This window comes from Sulfuricella sp., from assembly GCF_035531155.1.
In the GTDB taxonomy this organism is placed as follows: domain Bacteria; phylum Pseudomonadota; class Gammaproteobacteria; order Burkholderiales; family Sulfuricellaceae; genus Sulfuricella.
Genome location: NZ_DATKTK010000056.1, coordinates 213,498 through 235,076, shown reverse-complemented (window position 1 = coordinate 235,076; position 21,579 = coordinate 213,498). Strand labels below are relative to the sequence as shown.

Annotated in this window: 20 protein-coding genes and 1 tRNA gene; 6 read left to right on the top strand and 15 right to left on the bottom strand. The window is 59.7% G+C overall.

Annotated features, from left to right (window positions below):
• Positions 1-7 precede the first annotated feature (7 nt).
• The 15 genes from nuoL to tpiA all read right to left on the bottom strand — a co-directional run bounded on the left by nuoL (position 8) and on the right by tpiA (position 12,935).
• Entirely contained in the window at positions 8-1,990 is a 1,983-nt protein-coding gene (gene nuoL, locus VMV64_RS13490; protein ID WP_325331177.1) for an NADH-quinone oxidoreductase subunit L, read from the bottom strand.
• An 84-nt stretch (positions 1,991-2,074) separates the two neighbouring features.
• Positions 2,075-2,380, bottom strand: coding sequence for an NADH-quinone oxidoreductase subunit NuoK (nuoK, locus tag VMV64_RS13485; protein ID WP_325331175.1), 306 nt, complete (start codon positions 2,378-2,380; stop codon positions 2,075-2,077).
• A 1-nt stretch (position 2,381) separates the two neighbouring features.
• On the bottom strand, positions 2,382-2,984 hold the full coding sequence (locus VMV64_RS13480; protein ID WP_325331173.1) for an NADH-quinone oxidoreductase subunit J: 603 nt from the start codon (positions 2,982-2,984) through the stop codon (positions 2,382-2,384).
• Between the two features lie 104 nt (positions 2,985-3,088).
• Entirely contained in the window at positions 3,089-3,577 is a 489-nt protein-coding gene (gene nuoI / locus VMV64_RS13475; RefSeq protein WP_325331171.1) for an NADH-quinone oxidoreductase subunit NuoI, read from the bottom strand.
• Between the two features lie 10 nt (positions 3,578-3,587).
• Entirely contained in the window at positions 3,588-4,562 is a 975-nt protein-coding gene (gene nuoH, locus VMV64_RS13470) for an NADH-quinone oxidoreductase subunit NuoH (RefSeq protein ID WP_414718899.1), read from the bottom strand.
• Positions 4,563-4,628: 66 nt separating this feature from the next.
• On the bottom strand, positions 4,629-6,920 hold the full coding sequence (gene nuoG, locus VMV64_RS13465; protein ID WP_325331167.1) for an NADH-quinone oxidoreductase subunit NuoG: 2,292 nt from the start codon (positions 6,918-6,920) through the stop codon (positions 4,629-4,631).
• 4 nt (positions 6,921-6,924) lie between these two features.
• Positions 6,925-8,190, bottom strand: coding sequence for an NADH-quinone oxidoreductase subunit NuoF (gene nuoF, locus VMV64_RS13460; protein ID WP_325331165.1), 1,266 nt, complete (start codon positions 8,188-8,190; stop codon positions 6,925-6,927).
• Between the two features lie 2 nt (positions 8,191-8,192).
• On the bottom strand, positions 8,193-8,666 hold the full coding sequence (nuoE, locus tag VMV64_RS13455) for an NADH-quinone oxidoreductase subunit NuoE (protein ID WP_325331163.1): 474 nt from the start codon (positions 8,664-8,666) through the stop codon (positions 8,193-8,195).
• A 94-nt stretch (positions 8,667-8,760) separates the two neighbouring features.
• On the bottom strand, positions 8,761-10,020 hold the full coding sequence (locus VMV64_RS13450; protein WP_325331161.1) for an NADH-quinone oxidoreductase subunit D: 1,260 nt from the start codon (positions 10,018-10,020) through the stop codon (positions 8,761-8,763).
• Positions 10,013-10,600 carry an NADH-quinone oxidoreductase subunit C gene (locus tag VMV64_RS13445; RefSeq protein ID WP_325331159.1) on the bottom strand — a complete coding sequence of 196 codons (588 nt, stop codon included), beginning with the start codon at positions 10,598-10,600 and terminating at the stop codon, positions 10,013-10,015. The genes VMV64_RS13450 and VMV64_RS13445 overlap by 8 nt, the downstream gene beginning before the upstream one ends.
• Positions 10,601-10,606: 6 nt before the next feature.
• Positions 10,607-11,083, bottom strand: a complete 477-nt coding sequence (locus tag VMV64_RS13440; protein ID WP_325331157.1) for an NADH-quinone oxidoreductase subunit B family protein — start codon at positions 11,081-11,083, stop codon at positions 10,607-10,609.
• 119 nt (positions 11,084-11,202) lie between these two features.
• Positions 11,203-11,559 (bottom strand): NADH-quinone oxidoreductase subunit A, encoded by a 357-nt coding sequence (locus VMV64_RS13435; RefSeq protein WP_325331155.1) that lies wholly within the window; start codon positions 11,557-11,559, stop codon positions 11,203-11,205.
• Between the two features lie 133 nt (positions 11,560-11,692).
• A tRNA-Leu gene (locus tag VMV64_RS13430) sits at positions 11,693-11,777 on the bottom strand.
• 16 nt (positions 11,778-11,793) lie between these two features.
• The gene (secG, locus tag VMV64_RS13425; RefSeq protein ID WP_325331153.1) at positions 11,794-12,162 is read right to left on the bottom strand and encodes a preprotein translocase subunit SecG; all 369 of its coding nucleotides are present in this window, start codon (positions 12,160-12,162) and stop codon (positions 11,794-11,796) included.
• A gap of 17 nt (positions 12,163-12,179) precedes the next feature.
• On the bottom strand, positions 12,180-12,935 hold the full coding sequence (gene tpiA, locus VMV64_RS13420) for a triose-phosphate isomerase (RefSeq protein ID WP_325331150.1): 756 nt from the start codon (positions 12,933-12,935) through the stop codon (positions 12,180-12,182).
• A 348-nt stretch (positions 12,936-13,283) separates the two neighbouring features.
• Between tpiA and VMV64_RS13415 the strand changes: the two genes are divergently transcribed.
• The 6 genes from VMV64_RS13415 (at position 13,284) to pstC (ending at position 21,578) form a co-directional block, all read left to right on the top strand.
• Positions 13,284-16,226: a chemotaxis protein CheB gene (locus tag VMV64_RS13415; protein ID WP_325331148.1), complete on the top strand. Its 2,943-nt coding sequence runs from the start codon at positions 13,284-13,286 to the stop codon at positions 16,224-16,226.
• Positions 16,226-17,893: a PAS domain-containing protein gene (locus VMV64_RS13410; RefSeq protein WP_325331146.1), complete on the top strand. Its 1,668-nt coding sequence runs from the start codon at positions 16,226-16,228 to the stop codon at positions 17,891-17,893. The genes VMV64_RS13415 and VMV64_RS13410 overlap by 1 nt, the downstream gene beginning before the upstream one ends.
• Positions 17,890-18,549, top strand: a complete 660-nt coding sequence (locus tag VMV64_RS13405; RefSeq protein WP_325331144.1) for a response regulator transcription factor — start codon at positions 17,890-17,892, stop codon at positions 18,547-18,549. Before VMV64_RS13410 ends, VMV64_RS13405 begins: the two co-directional genes overlap by 4 nt.
• Before the next feature lie 329 nt (positions 18,550-18,878).
• The gene (gene pstS, locus VMV64_RS13400) at positions 18,879-19,925 is read left to right on the top strand and encodes a phosphate ABC transporter substrate-binding protein PstS (protein WP_325331142.1); all 1,047 of its coding nucleotides are present in this window, start codon (positions 18,879-18,881) and stop codon (positions 19,923-19,925) included.
• A 319-nt stretch (positions 19,926-20,244) separates the two neighbouring features.
• Positions 20,245-20,481, top strand: a complete 237-nt coding sequence (locus VMV64_RS13395) for a hypothetical protein (RefSeq protein WP_325331140.1) — start codon at positions 20,245-20,247, stop codon at positions 20,479-20,481.
• A 137-nt stretch (positions 20,482-20,618) separates the two neighbouring features.
• Positions 20,619-21,578, top strand: coding sequence for a phosphate ABC transporter permease subunit PstC (gene pstC / locus VMV64_RS13390; RefSeq protein ID WP_325331138.1), 960 nt, complete (start codon positions 20,619-20,621; stop codon positions 21,576-21,578).
• Position 21,579: the final 1 nt, after the last annotated feature.

The following is a 21,579-nucleotide window of genomic DNA, read 5'->3' as shown; positions in this document are numbered from 1 at the left end:
CTTGTTCTTATCCCTTCACAAACAGCGTCATCAACACGAACACGCCGATGATCATGGCGAAAGCGTAGTGGTAAATGTAGCCCGACTGGAGACGGCGGGTCAGCGAGGAAAACCAGCCGATCAAACGCGCCGTGCCGTTGACGAAGAAGCCGTCGATCACTGCGACATCGCCGCCTCTCCACAGACTGCGCCCGATCAGCCTCGCGCCGCCGGCGAAGAACCAGTCATTGAACTCGTCGAAGCCGTATTTTTTCTCGAGTATGGTCGAGATCAGGCCGAATTTGGCCTTGATGACCGGCGGCAGCTCCGGCCGCTTGATATACAGGAACCAGGCAGTGGCAATGCCGCCGACCGACAGCCAGAACGGTGCGGTGCCGAGCGCATGCAGCATCATAGCCAAGACACCGTGGAACTCCTCCGCCATGTGCGCCAGGGCATTGTGCTCCGGCGCAATGTGAATCGAGCTGCCGAAAAAGCCGCCGAACAGCATCGGACCGATCAGCCAGCCTGCCGCCACGGTGGGGATGGCGAGCAGCATCAGCGGCACGGTCACCACCCAGGGCGATTCGTGCGGCGTACCGCCGTGTCCATGGCCGTGATCATCATGTCCGTGACCATGGGTGTCGAAGCGCGGTTTGCCATGGAAGGTCATGAATATCAGGCGAAAGGTGTAGAAGGCGGTGATAAATACGGTCGTCAGCACGGCGAAGTAGGCGAAGCCGGAACCGGGCGTATGGGAAAGCTGCACCGCCTCGATGATCGCGTCCTTGGAGAAGAATCCGGAGAAGCCCGGTACGCCGGCGGAAGCCAGCGCGCCGATGAACATGGTCCAGTAGGTCAGCGGCATGTATTTCTTCAGGCCGCCCATCTTGGTTATGTCCTGCACGTGATGCATGGCGATGATCACCGAACCGGCGCCAAGGAACAGCAGGGCCTTGAAGAAGGCGTGGGTCATCAGGTGGAACACCCCGACTGAATAGGCCGATGCGCCCAGCGCCACGGTCATGTAGCCGAGCTGGGACAGGGTCGAATAGGCCACCACGCGCTTGATGTCGGTCTGGACGATGGCGATCAGCGCCATGAACAGTGCAGTGATGCCGCCGATCACCAGCACCACCGACAGCGCAGTCTCGGACAGTTCGAATAGCGGCGACATGCGCGCAACCATGAAAATGCCCGCGGTCACCATGGTGGCGGCGTGGATCAATGCGGAAATCGGCGTCGGGCCTTCCATCGAATCCGGCAGCCAGACGTGCAGCGGGAACTGGGCCGACTTGCCCATCGCGCCGACGAACAGCAGGATGCAGATCACCGTCATCAGTAGCCAGGGGCTGCCTGGAATCAGCTCTATGGTGGCATTCACCATTTCCGGCGCACGGGCGAATACTGCGTCATATTGCAGCGTGCCGAAATGCGCCAGTATCAGGCCGATGCCGAGAAGGAAGCCGAAGTCGCCGACACGGTTGACCAGGAAAGCTTTCAGGTTGGCGTAGATCGCTGTCGGCCGGGTGTACCAGAAGCCGATCAAGAGATACGACACCAGTCCCACCGCCTCCCAGCCGAAGAACAGCTGGACGAAGTTGTTCGACATCACCAGCATCAGCATCGAGAAGGTGAACAGCGAAATGTAGCTGAAGAAGCGCTGGTAGCCGGGATCTTCCGCCATGTAGCCGATGGTGTAGATGTGCACCATGAGCGAGACGAAGGTCACCACCAGCATCATCATGACGGTCAGGCGGTCGATCAGGAAGCCGACCTCGAAGCGGGTATCGCCCGTAGTGAGCCAGGTATAGACGCTGCCGTTGAAGGTGTGGCCCGCCATCACGTCCTGAAAAATCACCACCGAAGCGACAAAGGAGATCACCACGCTGAGGATGGTCACCCAGTGCGAAGCCGCACGCCCGATCAGCCAGCCGAACAGACCGGCGATCGCCGCCCCGGCCAGCGGCGCCAGCGGTACCAGCAGATAGAGTTTTTGCATTTCAGTCATAGCATCTCGTGATGAGTGATGGGTGATGAGGAATGGTTGCCCGGCTTCCCGGATTTTCTCCCATCACTCATTACCCATCCCTCATTACCCCTTTAAATGATCCAGCTCGGTCACGTTGATCGTGTTCAGGTTGCGGAACAGCGCCACCAAAATCGCCAGGCCGATGGCCGATTCGGCCGCGGCAACCGTGAGTATGAAGAACACGAAAACCTGTCCGGCGGTGTCGTGCAAATAATGCGAAAAGGCGACAAAGTTCATGTTCACTGCCAGCAGCATCAGCTCGATCGCCATCAGCAGGACGATCAGGTTCTTGCGGTTGAGGAAGATGCCCACCACACTGATGGCAAACAGCAGCGCGCCGAGGATTAGATAATGGGTCAATGTCAGCACTTTATTCCCCTTTTTTCTCAGCCGGCATCGAGACCAGTCGCACTCGGTCTTCGCGCTTGACGCTCACCTGCCATGCCGGATCCTGATGCTTGGTACCGGGCCGGCGGCGCAAGGTGATTGCGATAGCGGCAACGATCGCCACCAGCAGGATCACCGCGGCGAGTTCGAATGGGTAGACATAGTCGGTATAGAGCAGGCGGCCCAGTTCCTTGGTGTTGCTGTAACCGCCGGCATGCGACACCTGGACGGTGCTGACGGTACGGCCGACCACGGTCAGCACCAGCGTCATTTCAATCGCCATCAGGATGCCGACGAAAGCTGCCAGCGGCAGGTTATCCCAGAAGCCCTGACGCATTTTCTCGATGTTCAGGTTAAGCATCATCACCACGAACAGGAACAGCACCATCACCGCGCCGATGTAGACCAGCACCAGGGTGATCGCCAGGAACTCGGCCTCCAGCAACAGCCACAGCCCGGCTCCGGTAAAGAACGATAGCACCAGGAACAGGGCGGCATGCACCGGATGGCGCGCGGTCACCACGCGGAATCCTGCAAACAGCAGGATGCTCGCGAGGAAGTAGAAAACCAGTGTTTCAAAGTTCATTATGAAACTTTCACCAAATTCGTTATTAACCGCAGAGACGCAGAGACGCGGAGGGTAATTACCATGGTTTTCTCTGCGCCTCCGCGCCTCTGCGGTTCATTTTTTTATCTGTATTTTGCGTCCGCCGCCCTGTCCTGGGCGATTTGCTCTTCGTATTTGTCGCCCACGGCCAGCAGCATGTCCTTGGTGTAAATCAGGTCGCCGCGTTTTTCGCCGTGGTAATCGAAAATTCGGGTCTCAACTATCGCATCCACCGGGCAGGCTTCTTCACAGAAGCCGCAGAAAATGCACTTGGTCAGATCGATGTCGTAGCGCGTGGTACGCCGGGTACCATCATCACGCTGTTCCGATTCGATGGTGATCGCCAGCGCCGGGCACACCGCCTCGCACAGTTTGCAGGCGATGCAGCGTTCCTCGCCATTGGGGTAGCGGCGCTGAGCGTGCAGGCCGCGGAAGCGCGGCGACATCGGCGTGCGCTCCTCGGGGAACTGCACCGTGATCTTGCGCGAGAACATGTGACGCCCGGTCAGCGCCATGCCCTTGAGCAGCTCGATGAGCAGGAAAGTCGAAAAGAAGCTTTTGATCTTGTTCACGCTTTTCGCCTCAATGGAACAGGTAGCCGAAGGGGGTCTGCATGGCGGCGCCAACCACCACGATCCACACCAGGGTCACCGGGATAAACACCTTCCAGCCCAGGCGCATGATCTGGTCGTAACGGTAGCGCGGAAAGGTGGCGCGGAACCAGAGGAACAGGAACAGCACGAACAACACCTTGGCCAGCAGCCAGAAGAAGCCCGGAATCCAGTTGAACGGCGCAAAATCGAACAGCGGGTTCCAGCCGCCGAGGAACATCAGCGAGGTCAGGGTCGCGACCAGGATCATGTTGGCGTATTCGGCCAGGAAGAAGATAGCGAAGGCCATGCCGGAATATTCGACATGGAAACCGATGATTTCGGATTCGCCCTCGACCACGTCGAACGGCGCGCGGTTGAGCTCGGCCAGGCCGGAGATCAGGTAAACGATAAACAGGGGAAACAGCGGCAGCCAGTACCAGTTGAATACCCCGCCCTGCTGAGCCTTGACGATCTCCCCCAGGTTCAGGCTCTGCGCCGCCATCAGCACGCCGACCAGGGCGAAACCCATGGCGATTTCGTAGGAAACGATCTGCGCCGCGGCACGCATCCCGCCGAGGAAGGCATACTTGGAATTGGATGCCCAGCCCGCCAGCACGATGCCGTACACGCCCATCGAAGTAATCGCCATGATGTAGAGCACGCTGGCATCGATATTGGCCAGCACCAGCTCCGGCGAGAACGGCACCACCGCCCAGGCCGCCAGCGCCGGGCCGATGGCCAGCACCGGGGCGAGCAGGAATATCCCCTTGTTGGCACCGGAGGGAATCACGATTTCCTTCATCAGCAGCTTCAGCCCATCCGCAATCGGTTGCAGCCAACCCTTGGGGCCGACGCGGTTGGGGCCGATACGCACCTGCATGTAGCCGATGATCTTGCGTTCGGCGTAGGTCAGATAGGCCAAGCCCAGCATCAGCGGCGCGACGATGGCGACGATCTTCGCCATGCTGTACACCAGCGGCCAGGCAAAGCCGAAGAATCCTTGAAGAATCGCGATTATGTCAGTCATGGTCTACCCCACCCGCCCCAGCACGATCTCGTCCAGCATGCCGCCGAGCATGGCGGTGGCCGGATGTCCGGCGGCGACCCGCACACAGCCGGCTGGCAGACGGTCGTCGCGCAGCGCTTTGAGAACGATGCTGCCTGCTCCCTGGCTGACGCTTACGTCCGCACCCTCGGCAACACCCACGCTGGCTAGCGTTTCTGCATTCATCCAGGCTCCCTGCGGCGCCGCTGCGGCAGTTTTCTGCAGCGCGGCAGCGCGGCGCACGATGGCGTCGGCATGATAGGCCGGCACTTCGCCGATGCGCTGCAAGCCGCTCTTCGCTTCAGCCGGCTTGGCAACAAAGGTTTGCAGCGAGTTATTCAACTTCGACGTGATGTCGCCATTCAGCACTTCGGCGCGCACCTGCTCGGCGCTGTCGTAATCGAAGCCCTTCACATCCATCAAATTGCCCAGCACGCGCAGTACCTTCCATCCCGGACGGGTTTCACCCAGCGGCTTGACCACGGCGTTGAAGCTCTGCACCCGGCCCTCGGTGTTGACGAAGGAGCCGGAGGTTTCGGTGAACGGCGCCACCGGCAGCAGCACGTGAGCGTAATCCAGCGCCTTGTTCTTGTAGGCGCTCAGGACGACGACCAGTTGCGCCGCTTGCAGCGCGGCCAGCGTCCTGGTCGGGTTGTAGCTATCCAGCTCCGCTTCGACGCCGAGCAAAATGTAGGCGCGGCGCGGGTCATCGATCATCTGCGCGGCGTTCATGCCTCCCGCGCTGGGCATTGCACCGGCCAGATGCGCGCCGACGCTGTTCGCCGCCTCGCCGAGGAATCCGAATTTGGCGCCGGCCAGCTCCGCAATCTGCTGCGCCAGGGCATGCAGCTCGGCGTAGCGCGGGTGATGCTGCGCCAGATTGCCGAGCAGAACCGCCTTGCGCTCGCCCTGTTTGAGGCTGGTGGCAATCGCTTGCGCTGCCGTATCGGCGGATTCGCCGGCCAGTGCGCGACGCACCTGGTCCAGCGTTGCCGCCATCGCATCGGGCGCGACGATCGCCTGGTTGGCGACACGGCACAGCAGGTCGTCATCGACCGGGTTGATCAGGTTCAATTCGGCGCCGCGCTTGACGGCCTGGCGCAGGCGATGCGCCAGCAACGGATGGTCGGCGCGCAGCGTGCTGCCGACGATCAGGACGCTATTCAGTTGATCCAGCTCGGCAATGCTCATGCCCAGCCAAGGTGTGCCCTGCATATGGGCATCAGCGCTGAAATCGGACTGGCGCAGGCGGTGATCGACATTGCCGCTGCCGATGCCGCGCAGCAATTTCTGCAGCAGGTAGAGTTCTTCCAGGGTGGCATGCGGCGAAGCCAACGCGCCGACCTGGTCCTCGCCCTGTTCGTCGCGGACGCGCATGACTCCGGCAACCACGAATTCCAGCGCCTCGGACCAGTCGCACTCGCGCCACTCGCCGTTGCGCTTGATCATCGGGCGCTGCAACCGGTCTTCAGCGTTCAAACCCTCGTAGGCGAAACGGTCCTTGTCCGACAGCCAGCACTCGTTGATCTCTTCATTATCGCGCGGCAGCACGCGGAAAACGCGGTTGTTCCTGGTCTGCACGCTGAGATTGGCGCCCAGGCCATCGTGAGGGCTGACGGAGGGGCGCGTGGTCAGTTCCCAGGCCCGCGCACTATAGCGGAACGGCTTGCTGGTCAACGCGCCGACCGGGCACAGGTCAATGATATTGCCGGACAGTTCGGAATTGATCGAACGCTCGATAAAGGTGGTGATTTCGGCGTGCTCACCGCGGCCGATCTGACCCATCTCCATCATCCCGCCAATTTCCTGGCCGAAGCGCACGCAACGGGTACAGTTGATGCAGCGCGTCATGTCGGTGGTAATCAGGGGACCGATGTTCTTGTTGAACACCACGCGCTTTTCCTCGGCGTAGCGCGAGGCACTCGCGCCGTAGCCCACCGCCAGATCCTGCAATTCGCATTCGCCGCCCTGATCGCAGATCGGGCAGTCGAGTGGATGGTTGATCAGGAGGAACTCCATCACCGCCTTCTGCGCCTTGATCGCGGTCTCGGAGCGTGTCATCACCTTCATGCCCTCGGTCACCGGGGTGGCACAGGCCGGCATCGGCTTCGGCGCCTTCTCGACCTGAACCAGGCACATCCGGCAGTTGGCGGCGACGGAAAGCTTCTTGTGGTAGCAGAAGCGCGGAATATAGATGCCCGCCGCATCGGCCACATCCATGATGGTGCTGCCCGGTTCGACCGTTAGCTGTTTGCCGTCTATTTCGATGTTTAGCATATTCTTAAACCATGCACTTCTTGTGCTGGATGTGGTACTCGAATTCGTTGCGGAAATGCTTGAGCATGCCCTGCACCGGCATCGCCGCGGCGTCGCCCAACGCGCAAATGGTACGACCCATGATGTTGCCGGCAACCGAGTCGAGCAGATCGAGATCTTCCGGCCGTCCCTGGCCGTGCTCGATGCGGTGGATCACGCGGTACAGCCAGCCGGTGCCCTCGCGGCAGGGCGTGCACTGGCCGCAGGATTCCTCGAAATAGAAGTAGGACAGCCGCTCCAGCGCGCGCACCATGCACACCGTGTCATCCATCACGATCACCGAACCCGCGCCGAGATAGGAGCCGGCCTTGGCGATGGAATCGTAGTCCATGGTCAGGTCCATCATGATTTCGCCCGGCAGGACCGGCACCGAGGACCCGCCCGGAATCACCGCCTTGAGCTTGCGTCCGTCCTTCACCCCGCCCGCCATTGCGAGCAGTTCGCTGAATGGCGTGCCCATGCCGATTTCAAAGTTGCCCGGATTATTGACATGGCCGGAAACGGAAAAAATCTTGGTTCCGCCGTTGTTGGGCTTGCCCAGTTCGAGGAATTTCTGGCCGCCATGCTTGATGATGTAGGGAATCGAGGCCAGGGTCTCGGTGTTGTTGATCGTGGTCGGCTTGCCATACAGACCGAAGCTCGCCGGGAACGGCGGCTTGAAGCGCGGCTGTCCTTTCTTGCCCTCGATCGATTCGAGCAGCGCGGTTTCCTCGCCGCAGATGTAGGCGCCATAGCCTTGATGGGCGTGGATATCGAAATCGAAGCCGCTGCCGAGAATGTTCTTGCCGAGCAGACCGGCGGCGCGCGCCTCGTCCAGGGCCGCTTCGAAGCGCTCGTACTCCGCCCAGATCTCGCCGTGGATGTAGTTGTAGCCCGTCTTCGCACCCAGCGTGTAGCCGCCGATGATCATGCCCTCGATCAACTCGTGCGGGTTGAGGCGAAGGATGTCTCTATCCTTGAAGGTGCCCGGCTCGCCCTCGTCGCTGTTGCACACCAGATACTTGTCGCCGGGATAGTTCTTCGGCATGAAACTCCACTTCAGGCCGGTGGGGAAGCCCGCGCCGCCGCGGCCGCGCAGCGCCGAAAGCTTGACCTGCTCGATGATCGCCTCGGGAGTCATCTTTTCAGCCAGCACCTTCTTCAGCGCATCGTAGCCGCCGACTGCAAGATAATTCTCCAGCTTCCAGGATTCCGGCAGGTGGATGGAGTGGAATATCACTTTATCGCTCATGGCTACTCCAGCCCCGCCAGAATGCGGTCGGCCTCTTCGGGCGTCAGCCTGGCGCACAGTCGCACATTATTGACGGTGGCCACCGGTCCGTCGCCGCAGGCGCCCATGCACTCGCCCTCCCTGAGGGTGAACTTGCCGTCCGGCGTGGTTTCGCCGAAGCCGATGCCGAGCTTGCGTTGCAGATGCTCGACCGCCGATTCCGCGCCCATCAGGGTGCAGGGCAGGTTGGTGCAGACCGTGATCTTGTACTTGCCGACCGGTTGCAGGTTGTACATGTTGTAGAAGGTCGCCACTTCCTGTGCCGCGATCGGCGGCATGCCCAGATAGCCGGCGATGAATTCGATGGTTTCCGGCGCGAGCCAGCCCTTCTCGTCCTGAGCGATGCGCAGCGCCGCCATCACCGCCGACTGCTTCTGCCCGGACGGATACTTGGCGATCTCGCGATCGATTTTCTTGAGTGATTCAGGTGAAAGCATATTCAAAACCCACCGCAAAGGCGCAAAGGCGCAGAGAAACTGCAAAGAATCCCTAAAAACCTTTGCGTCTTTGCGCCTTTGCGGTTCAAGTCATTCATCGGTCAATCTCGCCAAACACGATATCAAAGGTGCCCATCAGCGCCACCACGTCGGCAATCATGTGACCGCGCGCCATTTCATCCATCGCCGACATGTGGGAGAAGCCCGGGGCGCGGATCTTGAGGCGGTAGGGCTTGTTGGCGCCGTCGGAAACCATGTAGATGCCGAATTCGCCCTTGGGGTGCTCCACTGCCGCATAGCACTCCCCCTCGGGCACATGCATGCCCTCGGTGAACAGCTTGAAGTGGTGGATCAGCTCTTCCATGTTCTGCTTCATTCCCTCCCGCGCAGGCGGCGCCACCTTGTGGTTGTCGGTGATCACCGGCCCGGGATTGACGCGCAGCCAGTCCACGCACTGCTTGATGATGCGGTTGGACTGGCGCATTTCTTCCATGCGCACCAGATAGCGGTCGTAGCAGTCGCCCTCGACGCCAACCGGGATGTCGAAATCCATCCTGTCATAAACTTCGTAGGGCTGCTTCTTGCGCAAGTCCCACGCCAACCCCGATCCGCGCAGCATCGGGCCAGTCAGTCCCAGCGCCAGGGCGCGTTCCGGCGTAATCACGCCGATGCCGACGGTGCGCTGCTTCCAGATGCGGTTGTCGGTGAGCAGGGTTTCGTACTCGTCGACGCAACCGGGGAAGCGGTTGGTGAAATCCTCGATGAAATCCAGCATCGAGCCGTGACGGTTGGCATTCATGCCCTCCACCTGCTTTGCGTTGTGGACCGTCATTTTCGCCGTTTCATACAGCGGCATGCTGTCGGGCAGATCGCGGTACACTCCGCCCGGGCGGTAGTAGGCGGCGTGCAGGCGCGCTCCGGAGGCCGCCTCGTAGACGTCCATCAGGTCTTCGCGCTCGCGGAAGGTGTAGAGGAAGATGGTCATCGCGCCGATGTCCAGACCGTGCGCGCCCAGCCACAACAAGTGGTTGAGGATGCGGGTGATCTCGTCGAACATGACGCGGATGTACTGGGCGCGGATCGGTACTTCGATGCCGAGCAGCTTTTCGGTCGCCATCACGTAGGCGTGCTCGTTGCACATCATCGACACGTAATCGAGGCGATCCATGTAGGGCATCGCCTGGAGGAAAGTCTTGTGCTCGGCGAGCTTCTCGGTGGCGCGGTGCAGCAAGCCGATGTGCGGATCGGCGCGCTTCACCACCTCGCCATCCAGCTCCAGCACCATGCGCAGCACGCCGTGCGCCGCTGGATGCTGTGGACCGAAATTCAGGGTGTAATTGCGGATATCAGCCACCGTAATTCTCCTCGCGCACGATGCGTGGCGTCAGCTCGCGCGGCTCGATACTCACCGGCTGATAGATCACGCGGCGCTGCTCCGGGTCGTAGCGCATCTCGACGTTGCCGGAAAGCGGGAAATCCTTGCGGAAGGGATGGCCGATGAAGCCGTAATCGCTAAGGATGCGGCGCAGGTCGGGGTGGCCGGTGAAAATAATACCGAACAGGTCGAAGGCCTCGCGCTCGAACCAGTTGGCGCCCGGCCAGATCTCGGAGGCCGAATCCACCACCGGGAAATCATCGTCACTGGCAAACATTTTTATTCGCACCCGGCAGTTGTTGCTGACCGAAAGCAGGTGCACCACCACGCAAAAACGCCGGCCCTGCCAGCGGCCATCGCCATAGGTGCTGTAATCCACGCCACACAGGTCGGTGAGCTGCTCGAAACGCAATTCGGGATGGTCGCGCAGGGCGCGCGCCGCTTCCAGCCAGTGTTCCGGCCTGATTTCAATCGCCAGTTGACCGACATGCTCGGAAAAACCGACCACCTTGTCGGCCAGCACGGCTTGCAGATTTTGCTTGAGTGTTTCCAGTTTCATCGACGTTTAGCGGGCAATGGTATGGGTGCGCTTGATCTTCTTCTGCAACTGGATCAGGCCATAGAGCAGGGCTTCCGCGGTGGGCGGGCAACCGGGCACGTAAACGTCCACCGGCACGATACGGTCGCAGCCGCGCACCACCGAGTAGGAATAATGGTAATAGCCGCCGCCGTTGGCGCAGGAACCCATCGACAACACCCAGCGCGGCTCGGCCATCTGGTCGTAGACCTTGCGCAATGCGGGCGCCATCTTGTTGGTCAGGGTGCCGGCCACGATCATCACGTCGGACTGGCGCGGACTGGGGCGAAACACGATGCCGAAGCGGTCCAGGTCGTAGCGCGAAGCGCCCGCCTGCATCATCTCCACGGCACAGCAGGCGAGGCCGAAAGTCATCGGCCACATCGAACCGGTACTGGCCCAGTTGAATACCGTATCGAGCGAAGTGGTGACGAACCCCTTCTCAAGGACGCCTTCAATGCCCATGCGTCACCTCCATTACCATCCGGCTACCGTGCAGAACACCGTGCCAGTTCAGGCATTCAACGGCAATCGCGGCCGGTCGCATCCCCGCTGCGCGGGGCCCCTGCTTCCTGCTCATGCCGTTATTCCCATTCCAACGCCCCTTTCATCCACTCGTAAACGAAGCCGACCACCAGGATGGCAAGGAAAATCATCATGGCGAAGAAACCGAACAGGCCGATTTCCTGCAGCACCACCGCCCAGGGAAAGAGGAAAGCGATTTCAAGGTCGAACAGGATGAACAGAATGGCGACCAGATAGTAGCGCACATCAAATTTCATGCGCGCATCTTCGAAGGCCTCGAAGCCGCATTCGTAGGGGGAGTTTTTTTTGTCGTCGGGACGATGCGGCGCGAGAAGGCCACCCATTGCCATCGGCATGACCCCAACCGCGAGGCCTACCATGACAAACAGCAAGATCGGAAAATAATTTTCCAGCATGCGGCCCCTTTCCCTCTGAGCTAGGCTGGCGCCCCATAATGGCAAACGACCAAGCGTTACATCAGTTATTCATTATTTACTGATTTTATTATAACCCTCCTCAACCAAAAGGCGAGCTATTTTTCAGAATATCTGGTGCCGATGAGCAGACTCGAACTGCTACGGCTTGCGCCACCGCCCCCTCAAGACGGCGTGTCTACCAATTTCACCACATCGGCATTCAAAAACAGGGTGTTACTTAGGGATTTCTCCCGCCTTCGATCCGGCAGCACCACCTTGGGCCGGAACAACTGGCACTACTTGCTTGGCAGCATCAGCTGGAACGGCGGGCTGTGCCAGGCTATGCGACTCCATCACGCCCACCGGCTTGCTCTTGTGGCTGGAAAAATAGGTCAATCCCAAGCTGGTCAAAAAGAAAACCGTGGCAAAAATCGCCGTAGCGCGGCTCAGGAAATTTGCCGATCCGGTGGAACCGAACAGACTGCCGGATGCGCCGCTACCGAAGGCAGCACCCATATCCGCACCCTTGCCGTGCTGCATCAGCACCAAGCCGATCGTACCCAGCGCCGCAATAATATGTATAACCCAAACCAGTGTTTCCATTGTTACCCTCTTACAGTTTAGCGCTTTGCCGCATGGCAGATCGCCAGGAATTCCTGCGCATCCAGGGAGGCGCCGCCAATCAGGCCGCCGTCGATATCCGGCATGCCGAACAACTCGGCCGCATTCGACCCTTTGACGCTACCCCCGTACTGAATGACCAGTCCGTCAGCAACATCCTTGTTTTGGGACGCAATCTTGCCCCGAATAAAGGCATGCACCGCCTGCGCCTGCTCCGGCGAGGCAGTCTTGCCGGTGCCGATTGCCCAGACCGGTTCATAGGCCACTACCGCTTTAGACAATGCGGCCACGCCGAATTTCCCGGTCACTGCATCGAGCTGGCGCGCCACCACCGCCTCGGTTATGCCGGATTCGCGCTCCTGCAGGGTTTCGCCCACGCACAGGATCGGGGTCAGGCCGGCCTTCTGCGCCGCCTCGAATTTCAGCGCCACCGTGGCGTCGTCCTCGCCGTAAATGGCGCGACGTTCGGAATGACCCACCAGCACGTACTTGCAGCCGAAATCCAGCAGCATCGCAGAGGAAACCTCGCCGGTAAAGGCGCCCTTGTCGTGCTGACTCAGGTTCTGCGCACCCCAGGCAATCGCGGTATCCTGCAACAAGGATTGTGCCTGAAACAGATACGGATAAGGCACGCACACCGCGCAACCCATACCCTGCACGCCGGCCATGCCAGCGATAACAGCCTCCAGCAGCGCCTTGTTCTGCGCCAGGCCGCCGTTCATTTTCCAGTTACCCGCAACCAACTTTCCCCGCATGGCTGTTTTTCTCGTTTTTGCAAAGCGGCTAATGATACTGTTTCAGGCCAGCCCGGTCAATCCTGGTTACGCGACCGCAACGCGGCATCCGCCGCGCAATGCACTACGAGTTCTTGTTATTTTCCCGGTAGAGAAGTAATGTTCAGTCAAACCGTACAATAACCTTGGAAAGAGCGGTTTATCCACGTATGAACACGGATGTACACGGATTATCAATGGTTACATAAAGTGTATAGCCCACCCTCGGGTAGCCAACGGCTTATGCTCAACCATTTGTTTTATCTGTGTTAATCTGTGTTCATCCGTGGATAATAGCGGTTTTTAGGGTAACTCAACCGAACCCGGACCATGCCCAAAAAATCCAATTCTCAACCCCATTCCGCCGAACAGGAGTTGGGCGACAAGCAGCCCGACGCTGCGGAACAAACATTTCCGGTGGTGGGCGTCGGCGCCTCGGCCGGCGGCCTGGACGCCTTCACCAAACTACTGAAGAACCTGCCCGCCGACACCGGCATGGCCTTCGTCCTGGTGCAGCATCTCGACCCCAAGCATGTGAGCCTGCTGCCCGAGTTGCTCGCCCGCGCCACCGCCATGCCGGTAGTTGAAATTAGCGACGGCACTCGGATAGCCCCCAACCACGTTTACGTGATGCCGCCCAATTACAGCCTGGCCATGCTGCACGGCGTGCTGCACCTGATGCCGCGACCGGACGGATATGGCAAGCACCTGCCGATCGACGATTTTCTGCGCTCCCTGGTGGAAGACCGGCAGAGCAACGCGATCGGGGTCATCCTGTCGGGCACGGCGTCGGACGGGACGCTCGGCATGAAGGCGATCAAGGCTGAAGGCGGCATTACCTTTGCCCAGAGCGAAGATTCCGCCGAATACGATGGCATGCCGCACAGCGCCATTGCGGCCGGCCATGTCGATTTCGTCCTGACGCCGGAAGAGATCGGCAAGGAACTGGTGCGAATCGCGCGCCACCCCTACCTGCGCCCTGAGGAATCCGGCCCCAGGGGAGAATTGCTGTCCGAGGGCGGCGACAACCTGAACAAGATTTTCGTGCTGCTGCGCTCGCGCACCGGCAACGACTTCACCTATTACAAGCACAGCACCATCCGGCGCCGCATCAAACGGCGCATGGTGCTGCACCAGCTGGAAAAAATGGAGGATTACGTCAAGTACCTGCAGAAGCAGCCGGGCGAGCTGGACGCCCTGTTTCAGGACATGCTGATCAACGTCACCAGTTTTTTCCGCGATCCCGACACCTTCGAGGCGCTGCAGCAGGAAGTCTTCCCCATCCTCATGGAAAAACGCTCCGTCGAGCAGCCGCTGCGCATCTGGGTGCCGGGCTGCTCCACCGGCGAGGAGGTCTATTCGGTGGCGATCGCGCTGCTCGAATTCCTGGGCGACCGCGCCAGCAACATCCCGATCCAGATATTCGCCTCCGACATCAACGACAAGGCCATCGACAAGGCGCGCCAGGGCGTCTATCCGGAAAGCATCCGCGACGACATTGCGCCGGGACGATTGCAGCGCTTTTTCATCAAGACCCCGGGCGGCTACCAGATCAGCAAGATCATCCGCGACATCTGCGTGTTCGCGGTGCAAAACGTGATCAAGGACCCCCCCTTCTCCCGTCTCGATCTGATCTGCTGCCGCAACCTGATGATCTATCTCGGCGCGGTACTGCAAAAGAAGGTGCTGCACACCTTCCACTATGCCCTGCGGCCGGGTCGTTTCCTGATGCTCGGCACCTCGGAGACCATCGGCAGTTTCGCCGACCTGTTTGCCACGGTGGACAAGAAGAACAAGATTTACACCAAGAAATCGGTGGACACTCTGCCGGGCTATGATTTCACCACCCTGCCCCACGCCGCCGCTATGCCTGCCGCCGACCAGACAACCCCGGCGCGTGCGCTGTCCGCACTCGATCTCCAGCAAGAAGCCGAACGCCTGATCCTGACCGCCTACGGCCCGCCGGGCGTAATCATCAACCAGGAAATGCAGATTCTCCATTTCCGCGGCCAGACCGGCCCCTATATCGAGCCCTCTCCCGGCAGCGCCAGCCTCAACCTGCTCAAGATGGCGCGGCAGGACCTGGTCATGGAGCTGCGCACGGTGGTGCGCCAGGCCATCAAGGAGCGCAACAAGGCGCGCAAAGAGGGCGTGCGCATCCGCAACGAAGGCGGCTACCGGATAGTGAATCTGCAGGTGCTGCCGCTGTCGGGAGAGGAGTCCGCCGAGCCGCACTACCTGGTGCTGTTCGAGCCCGGCAGCGAGGCGCCTGCCACAGCGCACCCGGACGCGGAGGCCCCCGATGCCACAGACCTGCGCATCCAGACGCTGGAGCACGAACTGCTCACCAGCCGGGAATACATGCAATCGATCATCGAGGAGCAGGAAGCGACCAACGAGGAACTGCAATCCGCCAACGAGGAAATCCAGTCCGCCAACGAGGAGTTGCAAAGCACCAATGAGGAGCTGGAAACCGCCAAGGAAGAGCTGCAATTCATCAACGATGAACTGGCCACGATCAACGAGGAGCACGAGAACCGCAACCTGGAGCTGACGAGTTCCAACAACGACCTCGCCAACCTGCTGGCGAGCGTGGAGCTGGCGATCGTGATCCTGAGCGATGACCTGCTCATCCGGCGCTTCACGCCGACCGCAAAATCGCTGTTGAACCTGATCGACGCCGACATCGGGCGGCCGATCGGCAACATCCGGCCCAACGTCAGCATCCCCGATCTGGAAGAACGGGTGCGGGAAGTGATCGAGACCATCGTAGCCCAGTCGATCGAGGTGCAGGATAGTGAAGGTCGCTATTATACCCTGAGCATCCGGCCCTACAAGACGCTGGACAACCGCATCGAGGGAGTGGTGATGTCGTTCATCAACATCGACAGCACCAAGGAGGCTGAACGGCTGCACCAGATTCTGCAGCAGGAACGACGCCTGGCCGCCGTGGTGCGCGACTCCAACGACGCGGTCACGGTGCAGGACTTTGCCGGCCGCATCCTGGCCTGGAACCGGCGTGCGCAGGAAATGTACGGCTATACTGAAGAGGAGGTACTTGAGTTCAACGCCGGCGCGTTGATCCCAGAAAAAGCACAGGAGGAAACGCGCGGCATGATCGAGCGGCTCAAGCGTGGCGAACATGTGCCGCCCTGCGAAACCCGCCGCCGTACCAAGGATGGCCGCGAGATCAGGATTTGGCTGACGACCTCGGCATTGCTGGACGAATCCGGCAATCCTGCTGCCATCGCCACCACCGAAAAGGAAATATGATGGCCGACGACGAAAGACAGCGAAGCGACGACCATGTGGCGCTGAGCAAATCGCAACTGCTCGACAAGATCGATCAGCTTCAGGTAGATTCGAAGACCAGCCTCGATCAGAGCAAAACGCACCTGCTGCACGAGCTGCAGATCCACCAGATCGAACTGGAAATGCAGAACCGCGAGATGAGGGAAGCGCAGCAGCGGCTGGAAGAAGCACGCGACCGCTATGCCGACCTGTACGATTTCGCCCCGATGGGTTACCTCACTCTGGAAGAGACCGGGCGCATCCTGGAAATCAACCTGACCGGGGCGGCGATGTTGGGCGACGAGCGCGCCAACATCATCGGCACACCCTTTTCCGCCCGCCTGGCCCTCAATGACAGCCAGCTGTTCTTTCTCTACTTGAATCGGGTATTTCGTTCTACCGGCACTAGCAATATCGTCACCGAGCTGAAAATCCAGCGCGGCGGCGTCGAGCACGACGTCCGCCTGGAAAGCGCCCCCATGACGGGCACTGCCGGCCAGAGCCGCACCTGCCGCATGGTAATGACCGACATCAGCGAACAGAAGCGCACGACGGGGGCGCTGCAACAGACTCGCTCGGCGCAGGAGGCGCTGCTCAACACGATTCCGGCCATGACGTACTTCAAGGATACGGATCTGCGCTTCACCGCTGTCAGCCAAGTGTTTGCGGATTTCTTCGGCCGCCCGGCGGCGGACATTCTGGGCAAGACGAGTTTCGACCTGACCCCGCGCGAGCAGGCCGAGGTGTTCCAGCGGATTGACCGCTCCGTACTACTTTCCGGCAAGCCGCTCAGGAATAGGGAACGAACGGTGTCCGATGCCAGGGGCAATCTGTTCTTCCTCTCCACCTCGCTCGCCCCTTATTTCGGCCCGGACGGTAAGACGGCCGGCCTGGTGGGAGTCAGTGTCGACGTCACTGCAATCAGGGAAGCGGAACAGCGCTCGCAAGACCTGCTGCGGCAGAACCGCCTGCTCACGCAGCGCCTGTTCAGCCTGCAGGAATCGGAACGGCGCCACCTTGCCCGGGAACTGCACGATGAGCTCGGCCAATGGCTGACTGCGATCCAGGCAGAAGCCGGGGCGATTTGCAGCAGTTCCGGCGCCGAACGGGAACCGGAAATTTATGCCAACGCCCAGGCCATCGGCAAGAGCGCTACCGAGGTCCAAAGCGTGATTCGCCGAATATTGCGCCGCCTGCGCCCCAGCCTGCTCGACGAGCTCGGCCTGACTGAAAGCCTGCAGGAGCTGGCAATACAGTGGCGCCAGCACCACCCGAAAATTGTTTGCGATCTGGAACTGGATGGCAATCTCGATGACTTGCCGGAATCCCTCAATATCACCCTGTACCGCATCGTGCAGGAAGCGCTCACCAACATCGCCAACCATGCCCAGGCCAGCCATGTTAAGGTGTGGCTGCGCCGCGTACCGGGCGAAGCATCCGCCCCGGAGCATCTGCTGTTGACGGTGCAGGATGACGGCAAAGGCATGGACCCCAGGCTGCCGCTCAAGGGCCTGGGAATGCTGGGAATACGGGAACGGGTCATCACGTCAGGGGGTGAATTCATGTCACACAGCGCGCCGGGGCAAGGGGTATGCATCGATATTCGGCTACCGGTTGCGCAGGAGATGATAGAAAGAAGAAAAACATGAATAACAAGGCCACGCCCCCGAAATCGATCACGGTCATGCTGGTGGACGACCACCCCGTGGTGCGGGACGGCTATCGCCATCTGCTGGAAAACACACCGGATATCCGGGTAGTCGCGGAAGCCAACGACGGCGAAGAGGCCTGCGCGCTTTATGCGCAATACACGCCCGACGTGGTGGTCCTCGACCTCAGCATGCCCGGCATCGGCGGCCTGGAAACCCTGCGCCGCATCAAGGCCAAAGATCCGGCAGTAAATATGCTGGTATTCAGCATGCATGACAGCGAAACCCTGGTGCTGCGCTCGCTGGAGGCAGGTGCCACCGGCTACCTCACCAAGCAGGGCGGCGTGGCACAAATGGTGGAAGCGGTACGCCTGGTGGCGCAGGGAAAATTGTTCGTCGATTCGAAGTATGTCCCGGACCTGATGCACCACCGCCTTTTTTCCACGGAAGACCCCTTACAAGCGCTTTCCACACGCGAATTTCAAATTTTCCAGCTGTTGGCGGAAGGGCATTCGGTATCCGACATCGCCGTCATGCTTTCGATCAGCCCCAAAACCGTCGGGGTACACCACGCCCATATCATGCGAAAACTCAGACTGCAAAACGCCGCCCAGCTTGTCCGGCTGGCGATCCGTTGCAACGTCGTCAAACCCTGACATCGGACCGCAGTTTTTAAAAAGCATATGAACCGCAAAGGCGCAAAGAACGCAAAGGAAAAACAATGCGCTATCAGAATCTGCCTAGTCACCAGATAGGCGAATACCAGATGGATTTTATGCCCTTGTTTTGCGAGTTGGGCAATAAAGCCGCCCATCCCTGCGAAGCCCATTGCTTTGCGCCTTCGCGTCTTTGCGGTTAATGAACTGCCTTTTTTGGTTAAACGGTTTGCTGTCCGTAATAATTCTGTAATATTTCCCCTCTATCATGGCGATCAGCCAACAGGGTAAACGCCCTGTTTTCTTTGAACCGACTTAGGAGAACATCGATGAAATTCAAACTTGGCCTGAAACTGGCCGCCTCCGCGACACTGGCCCTGGGTTTGAGCTCTGCTGCCTTTGCCGTCGACATTACCGGCGCCGGCGCTACCTTCCCCTACCCGATTTACGCCAAATGGGCGGAGGCCTACAAAGCCAAAACCGGTACCAGCTTCAACTACCAGTCCATCGGCTCGGGCGGCGGCATCAAGCAGATTCAGGCCAAGACCGTGGATTTCGGCGCTTCCGACAAGCCGCTCAAACCCGAAGAACTGGACAAGAACGGCCTGATGCAATTCCCGGCGGTAATGGGTGGCGTCGTACCGGTCATCAACCTGGCCGGCACTACGGCCGGACAAATCAAGCTGAACGGCACGGTGCTGGCCGACATCTTCCTGGGCAAGATCAAGAAGTGGAACGACCCCACCATCGTCGCACTGAACAAGGACGCCAAGCTGCCTGACGATGCGATTACCGTGGTGCACCGTTCCGATGGTTCCGGCACCACCTTCATCTTCACCAACTACCTGTCCAAAGTCAGCCCGGAATGGAAGACCAAAGTAGGCGAGGAAGCCTCGGTTGCCTGGCCGGCCGGCGTAGGCGGCAAAGGCAATGAGGGCGTGGCGTCATACGTGAAGCAGATCAAGGGCTCGATCGGTTACGTCGAATTCGCCTACGCCCTGCAGAGCAAAATGACCTATACCCAGCTGCAGAACAGGGACGGCCAGTTCGTCAAACCCGACGAGGAGTCCTTCAAGGCCGCCGCCGCCAATGCCCACTGGGATAAGGCACCGGGCTTCTACGAAATCCTCACCGACGAACCCGGCAAGCAAAGCTGGCCGATCACCGGCGCCACCTTCATCCTGATGCACAAGGTTCAGGGCAAGCCGGAAAACGCCGCGGAAGTCCTGAAATTCTTCGACTGGGCCTACACCAATGGCGGCAAGATGGCGCTGGACATGGACTACATCCCGATGCCCGACAGCGTCGTGAAATTGGTCAAGGGCGCATGGAAAGCCCAGATCAAGGATGCCAGCGGCAAGGCAATCTGGAACTGATTTTAAGTGTCCTGACAATCAAACCCCGCGGGAACGCGGGGTTTTTTTGTGAGGACATTCAAGCCACCAAGTCACTCCATTTTCGAGGAGCCAAGATAAATATCCATGAAATAATCCACACCCAACTCGAAGCAACGATTGCCGGCTTGTCCCGCGCCCGTGACAGCATCGCCAACATGAAACCCGACGAGACTCGGGAAATTGGCCGGCAAATCGAGTCAGCCGCTTTCTACCTGGAGGATATCCAGTATAATTGGGCATTCTTGGAGTGTAGCCGTGACGCCCGGCCCATACTCACCAAGCCCACTTCGGAGGCTTTATGAATAACCTGAAGAAAATCGAGAAACGCATTCTGAAAACCCCGGACGAGCCCGCTTCGCAGGTTTTCAGGGAACTGGTCAAGGCACTCGACCAGAAGGAAAATTTCAACTTAACGACGATTTACGATCTCGATTATGATGACTTCCAGTTGGTGCTGGATGTTTTGAAAGATTGGCGACTTGATCGCTACGCGAAAACCCGGAAGCGCCTGAAAGCGCTTCCTGATATACAGTAAGAATCACTGGCGCCCGGACTGAATATTGCCTCAACACTCTCCCTGGAGAATGCCGGGTTTAGCGACTAGAGAAGATGCCGTAGCATACCGGACGCGCAAAACGGCCAGGTATCCTGAACCTGTTATAATTTATCCCCATGTCCAAATTATTCTCCGACACACGCCTGAAGCGACAGCATCTGCTGGACCTGGCCTTCCGCAACACCACGCGATTATTCGCCTTTCTGGTGTTCGCCATCCTTGCCGGGATCGTAGTATCTCTGCTGATAGGCAGCCTTCCCGCCATCAAGGCGTTCGGCTCCAAATTTCTGGTCAGCTCGGAATGGAACCCGGTGACGGAGCAATTCGGTGCACTGGTACCGATCGTCGGCACCCTGGCTACCTCGATTATCGCCCTGCTGATCGGCATCCCGGCCAGCTTCGGTATTGCCCTGTTCATCACCGAGATGTCGCCGCGCTGGCTCAAACGCCCGCTCGGCATCGCGGTGGAACTGCTGGCCGGCATCCCGAGCATCATCTATGGCATGTGGGGCCTGTTCGTCTTCGCCCCGGCCTTCGCTCAAACAGAACCCTGGCTCACCGAGCATCTCGGCAATGCAGCCCTGATCGGCCCGCTATTCCAGGGGCCGCCGATGGGCATCGGCATGCTCACTGCCGGCCTGATCCTGGCGATCATGGTGATCCCCTTCATTGCTTCGGTGATGCGCGACGTGTTCGAGATCGTGCCGCCGATGCTCAAGGAATCGGCTTACGGCCTCGGCGCTACCACCTGGGAAGTAGTCTGGCACGTGGTTCTCCCCTACACCAAGATCGGCGTGGTCGGCAGTATCATGCTCGGCCTCGGCCGCGCGCTGGGCGAAACCATGGCGGTGACCTTCGTCATCGGTAACGCCCATGAGCTCAGCGCTTCCCTGCTGATGCCGGGCAACAGCATTTCATCGGCACTCGCCAACGAATTCACCGAGGCGGTCGGGCCTCTTTACACCTCGGCATTAATCGAACTGGGCCTGATCCTGTTCCTGATCACCTTCATCGTGCTCTCGCTCTCCAAGCTGCTGCTGATGCAGCTGACCAAGCGCGAAGGCAAGCAGTCCTAGG

Coding starts and splice junctions, on each gene's coding strand:
- nuoL (WP_325331177.1), bottom strand. CDS start 1,990: ATGACTGAAATGCAAAAACTCTATCTGCTGGTACCGCTGGCGCCGCTG.
- VMV64_RS13480 (WP_325331173.1), bottom strand. CDS start 2,984: ATGAACTTTGAAACACTGGTTTTCTACTTCCTCGCGAGCATCCTGCTG.
- nuoH (WP_414718899.1), bottom strand. CDS start 4,562: ATGGCGAAGATCGTCGCCATCGTCGCGCCGCTGATGCTGGGCTTGGCC.
- nuoG (WP_325331167.1), bottom strand. CDS start 6,920: ATGCTAAACATCGAAATAGACGGCAAACAGCTAACGGTCGAACCGGGC.
- nuoF (WP_325331165.1), bottom strand. CDS start 8,190: ATGAGCGATAAAGTGATATTCCACTCCATCCACCTGCCGGAATCCTGG.
- nuoE (WP_325331163.1), bottom strand. CDS start 8,666: ATGCTTTCACCTGAATCACTCAAGAAAATCGATCGCGAGATCGCCAAG.
- VMV64_RS13445 (WP_325331159.1), bottom strand. CDS start 10,600: ATGAAACTGGAAACACTCAAGCAAAATCTGCAAGCCGTGCTGGCCGAC.
- VMV64_RS13440 (WP_325331157.1), bottom strand. CDS start 11,083: ATGGGCATTGAAGGCGTCCTTGAGAAGGGGTTCGTCACCACTTCGCTC.
- VMV64_RS13435 (WP_325331155.1), bottom strand. CDS start 11,559: ATGCTGGAAAATTATTTTCCGATCTTGCTGTTTGTCATGGTAGGCCTC.
- secG (WP_325331153.1), bottom strand. CDS start 12,162: ATGGAAACACTGGTTTGGGTTATACATATTATTGCGGCGCTGGGTACG.
- tpiA (WP_325331150.1), bottom strand. CDS start 12,935: ATGCGGGGAAAGTTGGTTGCGGGTAACTGGAAAATGAACGGCGGCCTG.
- VMV64_RS13415 (WP_325331148.1), top strand. CDS start 13,284: ATGCCCAAAAAATCCAATTCTCAACCCCATTCCGCCGAACAGGAGTTG.
- VMV64_RS13410 (WP_325331146.1), top strand. CDS start 16,226: ATGGCCGACGACGAAAGACAGCGAAGCGACGACCATGTGGCGCTGAGC.
- VMV64_RS13405 (WP_325331144.1), top strand. CDS start 17,890: ATGAATAACAAGGCCACGCCCCCGAAATCGATCACGGTCATGCTGGTG.
- pstS (WP_325331142.1), top strand. CDS start 18,879: ATGAAATTCAAACTTGGCCTGAAACTGGCCGCCTCCGCGACACTGGCC.
- VMV64_RS13395 (WP_325331140.1), top strand. CDS start 20,245: ATGAATAACCTGAAGAAAATCGAGAAACGCATTCTGAAAACCCCGGAC.
- pstC (WP_325331138.1), top strand. CDS start 20,619: ATGTCCAAATTATTCTCCGACACACGCCTGAAGCGACAGCATCTGCTG.